4 protein-coding genes and 2 rRNA genes are annotated in these 4,623 nt (G+C 54.1%); 4 read left to right on the top strand and 2 right to left on the bottom strand.

Annotated features, from left to right (window positions below):
- The 4 genes from glnA to ntrC form a co-directional block, all read left to right on the top strand.
- Positions 1 to 862: type I glutamate--ammonia ligase (gene glnA, locus EGI20_RS16225; protein ID WP_498632710.1), on the top strand; the 862-nt coding region annotated here is incomplete at its 5' end.
- Positions 863 to 974: 112 nt separating this feature from the next.
- Complete coding sequence (locus EGI20_RS16230) at positions 975 to 1,436, top strand: DUF4124 domain-containing protein (protein WP_498632712.1); 462 nt, start codon at positions 975 to 977, stop codon at positions 1,434 to 1,436.
- Positions 1,437 to 1,507: 71 nt separating this feature from the next.
- Positions 1,508 to 2,578: a nitrogen regulation protein NR(II) gene (gene glnL / locus EGI20_RS16235; RefSeq protein WP_498632713.1), complete on the top strand. Its 1,071-nt coding sequence runs from the start codon at positions 1,508 to 1,510 to the stop codon at positions 2,576 to 2,578.
- 16 nt (positions 2,579 to 2,594) lie between these two features.
- A complete protein-coding gene (gene ntrC / locus EGI20_RS16240) occupies positions 2,595 to 4,022 on the top strand; it encodes a nitrogen regulation protein NR(I) (protein WP_498632714.1) in 1,428 nt (475 codons plus the stop codon).
- An 81-nt stretch (positions 4,023 to 4,103) separates the two neighbouring features.
- On the opposite strand, the gene rrf is transcribed toward ntrC, so the two are convergent.
- Positions 4,104 to 4,218, bottom strand: a 5S ribosomal RNA gene (gene rrf, locus EGI20_RS16245).
- A gap of 120 nt (positions 4,219 to 4,338) precedes the next feature.
- Positions 4,339 to 4,623, bottom strand: a 23S ribosomal RNA gene (locus EGI20_RS16250); the annotation flags it as partial.

Consider the following 4,623-nt stretch of genomic DNA (forward strand, 5'->3'; position numbering starts at 1 on the left):
TCCTCCGGTTGACTCTTCACAAGACCTGCGTTCTGCCATGGTTCTGCTACTGGAAGAGTTGGGCGTGCCCGTTGAAGTTCACCACCACGAAGTCGCCACCGCTGGCCAGAACGAAATCGGCACCAAATTCAGCACGCTGACCCAGCGCGCCGACTGGACCCAGATCATGAAGTATGTGATCCAGAATGTTGCCCACAGCTATGGCAAGACTGCGACCTTCATGCCTAAACCTATCGTTGGTGACAACGGCTCCGGCATGCACGTTCACCAGTCCATCTGGAAAGACGGCAAGAACCTGTTCGCCGGCGACGGCTATGCAGGCCTGTCCGATATGGCTCTTTACTATATCGGCGGCATCATCAAGCATGCCAAGGCGCTGAACGCAATCACCAACCCGGGCACCAACTCGTACAAGCGTCTGGTTCCGCACTACGAAGCACCAGTGAAACTGGCCTACTCGGCCAAGAACCGTTCCGCCTCGATCCGCATTCCGCATGTGGCCAACCCTAAAGGCCGCCGCATTGAGGCGCGCTTCCCGGATCCGCTGTCCAACCCTTACCTGTGCTTCTCGGCCCTGATGATGGCTGGTCTTGACGGTATCCAGAACAAGATCCACCCAGGCGATGCGGCTGACAAGAATCTGTACGATCTGCCTCCAGAAGAAGACAAGCTGATCCCGACTGTGTGCGCCTCGCTGGATGAAGCTCTGGCAGCACTCGATGCTGACCGCGAGTTCCTGACTCGTGGCGGCGTGTTCTCCAACGAATGGATTGATGCATTCATCGAACTGAAGATGCAGGAAGTCAACCTGACCCGTATGACGACTCACCCAGTTGAGTTCGCCATGTACTACAGCCTGTAACCGGCTATGTAAATCACAAAAACGGCAGCTCAGGCTGCCGTTTTTTATTTATGCATGACGTGGCATACACTTTTCCTTATCATCCATTTATTCTATTTTGTATTGTAAGGCCATGAAATCAGCTACCGCTCTCTTGCTGGCCAGTCTCGCCAGCCTGCCCTGCAGCGCGGCAACCATTTACAAATATGTAGATCAGGACGGGCACGTCACCTACAGCAATATCCCAGCACGCGGCGCCAAGGCGCTCACGATCAACGTTCCCTCGGCTCCGGCCAGCCAGGCAGCCACGCGCATACCACAGCGCAGCGACTCATCCGGTTTCCCTACTGTCACACCCGAAACCCAGCGCCAACGCGATGGCGGCCGCCGCCAGATATTACAAAGCGAACTATCAAACGAGCAAAAAGCCCTGGATGATGCCCGACGCACACTATCGGACTCGGAAGCGGGCTTGCGCACCAGTTCACGCACCACTCCGGAGCTCAGTAAACGCATTGCCGTGCTGCGCGAATCGGTGAAAGACAGAGAACGCAATGTACAAGCCCTGCAACGCGAGCTTGGCCTGAGCCAATAAGCGCATCACTTGGGCATAGCTGGACAGCTTCTTGCTTAACTAAAAGGCTTACCTCTACTTTGGCCCATGCCATGCCGGACTCAAACTTCAGTGGACTTGATCTGCTCGAAACACCCGTGCTTATCATTGAGCACGACAGTGATATCGTGTATGCCAACCAAGCTTGTGAAAGCTTGTTTGCAGTAGGGAAACGCGAGCTGACCCGTCACAGCTTGTTTGACCTGATTCAGGATTCCCGTGCTTTGCGCCATGCCGTACAAAGTGCGCTTCAGTGTCAGGCCAGCTTTATCGAGCATGATCTGCCACTACTGCTTCGCAATGAGCAATCCTTGCATGTCGGCCTCACCGTCACGCCAATAGATAATGAAGGCCGGCGTGCACTGGTTGAACTACGCCCAATTGACCAGCAAAGAAAAATTGCCAACGAAGAACGCTTACTCCTGCAGCAGCGCGCCAATCGTGAGCTGATCCGTAACCTGGCTCATGAGATCAAAAACCCGCTAGGGGGCATCCGTGGCGCAGCGCAGCTACTTGAGCACGAAATTGCCGGCCGGCCCGAACTGCTGGAATACACCGGCGTCATCCGCGAGGAAGCGCTCCGGCTACAATCCCTGGTCGATCGCATGCTGGCTCCACATAAACGCCAACTGGCCAGCGAGGTCAATATTCACGAGGTTCTGGAACGAGTGCGCAGTATCGTTCTCGCCGAATTCGGCAGCGGACTTAGCATCCGGCGCGATTATGACGTAAGCCTCCCCTTTCTGATCGCAGATAAAGCGCAACTTATTCAGGTCGTGCTAAATATTACGCGCAATGCAGCGCAAGCACTAAAGGGAACAGGAGAGATCATTCTCAAAACGCGCATCAGTCGTCAGGTGACTTTAGCGCGTAAACGTCATAACTTGGCATTAAAATTGCAGATCATCGATAACGGACCGGGTATTCCAGATGAAATACAGGATCATGTGTTTTACCCGCTAGTCACTGGCCGGGCAGAAGGTACGGGGCTTGGGCTAACCTTGGCACAAACCTTTATCCAGCAACATGGGGGCACCATAGAGTTTGACTCCTATCCCGGATATACCTGCTTCAGCATCGCCCTGCCTTTTGGCAACGAATGCGCCATCACCGAAAAACAATGAAAAATAGAGGGGTAGCATAATGGACAAGCCGGTATGGATTATCGATGATGATAAAGCTATTCGCTGGGTACTGGAAAAAGCACTCGGCCGCGTTGGCATCGGCTTCGACAGCTTTACCAATGCCGATGACGCCCTAAACGCGTTGTATGACAAAGTACCGCAGGCCATCATCAGCGATGTACGCATGCCCGGCACAGATGGCCTCAAATTTTTGAGCAAGCTCAAAGCCGAACATCCGCAACTGCCCGTTATTATCATGACGGCACACTCCGACTTGGATTCAGCCGTAGCCGCGTTTCAAGGCGGTGCATTTGAGTACCTGCCCAAACCCTTCGATGTCGACCAAGCCGTTCAGCTGATAGAGCGTGCACTGGCAGAAAACCATGCGCCTGATGCACTTATTCCAGCACAACAGGAATTACCCGCCCTACTGGGGCAAGCGCCTGCGATGCAGGATGTATTCCGGGCAATAGGCCGCTTGTCGCAATCCAATGTAACCGTACTGATTACAGGAGAGTCAGGTACTGGCAAAGAGCGCGTAGCCGAAGCCCTGCATCGCCATTCGATACGCAGTGGCAAGCCATTCATTGCCATCAATACCGCAGCCATTCCGCGCGACCTGCTGGAATCCGAACTATTCGGCCATGAAAAGGGAGCATTTACAGGTGCATTAGCCACCCGCCGTGGTAGGTTTGAAGAAGCGGAAGGCGGCACCCTATTCCTGGATGAAATAGGCGATATGCCCACCGAACTGCAGACCCGATTATTGCGGGTACTCTCGGATGGCCATTTCTATCGTGTTGGCGGACATACCCCGATCAAAGCAAATGTGCGGGTGGTTGCCGCCACCCATCAGAACCTGGAAGAGCGCGTACGGCTGGGACAATTTCGCGAAGACTTGTATCACCGTCTTAATGTCATCCGACTGCGCCTGCCACCATTACGAGAACGGCACGAAGACATTCCTTTACTGGTGCAACACTTCCTCGCCAAAAGCGCCACTAGCTTGGGCGTCGAAAGTAAGCGCCTGAGCAATGCCGCTATGGAGCTCATCACTCAGGCATCCTTTCCCGGCAATGTGCGGGAACTGGAAAACCTGTGCCAGTGGATTACCGTCATGGCACCAGGACAAATGGTCGATGGCTGCGACCTGCCTCCCGAGTTTCGCAACGCGAATAAAGCAGGCCACCATGCGTCAGCCCATGCAGCAGAGAGCAAAACAAGCGCAACGACAGACTGGGCTCACCTTTTGTCGGAAGAGGTCATGCACAGGCTCAAGGCTGGAGAAACAGGCATTATCGATGAACTGACCCACCGCTTCGAAGAGAGTTGCATACGCGCAGGGCTCGCTTGTACCGGAGGACGCAAAGTCGAAGCAGCCCAGATTCTGGGCTGGGGGCGTAACACACTCACGAGAAAAATACAGGAGTTAGGCCTGGAGTAAGCATGCCGCTTACTCGATGGCGGATGCTCAAATGCAAAAACCCCCGGCCTTGATTCAAGGTCGGGGGTTTTCTAATGGGGCGTCTGGCGGTGTCCTACTTTCACATGGCGAATGCCACACTATCATCGGCGCTAAGGTGTTTCACGGTCCTGTTCGGGATGGGAAGGCGTGGGACCACCTCGCTATGGCCACCAGACATTAACTTGTCAAATTGTAGAAACCGAAATTAAACACCCAGACCACTTCTTTCTCTGGATGCCTTGGTAGAAGTATTGCTTCGCAACTCTGCTTATCTTAGCAAAGCCACTCAAATGATAGGATCAAGCCTCACGAGCAATTAGTATCGGTTAGCTTCATGCCTCACAGCACTTCCACACCCGACCTATCAACGTCCTGGTCTCGAACGACTCTTCAGGAGGATCAAGTCCTCAGGGAAGTCTCATCTTCAGGCGAGTTTCGCGCTTAGATGCTTTCAGCGCTTATCTCTTCCGAACTTAGCTACCCGGCAATGCCACTGGCGTGACAACCGGTACACCAGAGGTTCGTCCACTCCGGTCCTCTCGTACTAGGAGCAGCCCCCGTCAAACTTCCAACGCCCACT

The organism is Aquitalea sp. S1-19, assembly GCF_024343515.1.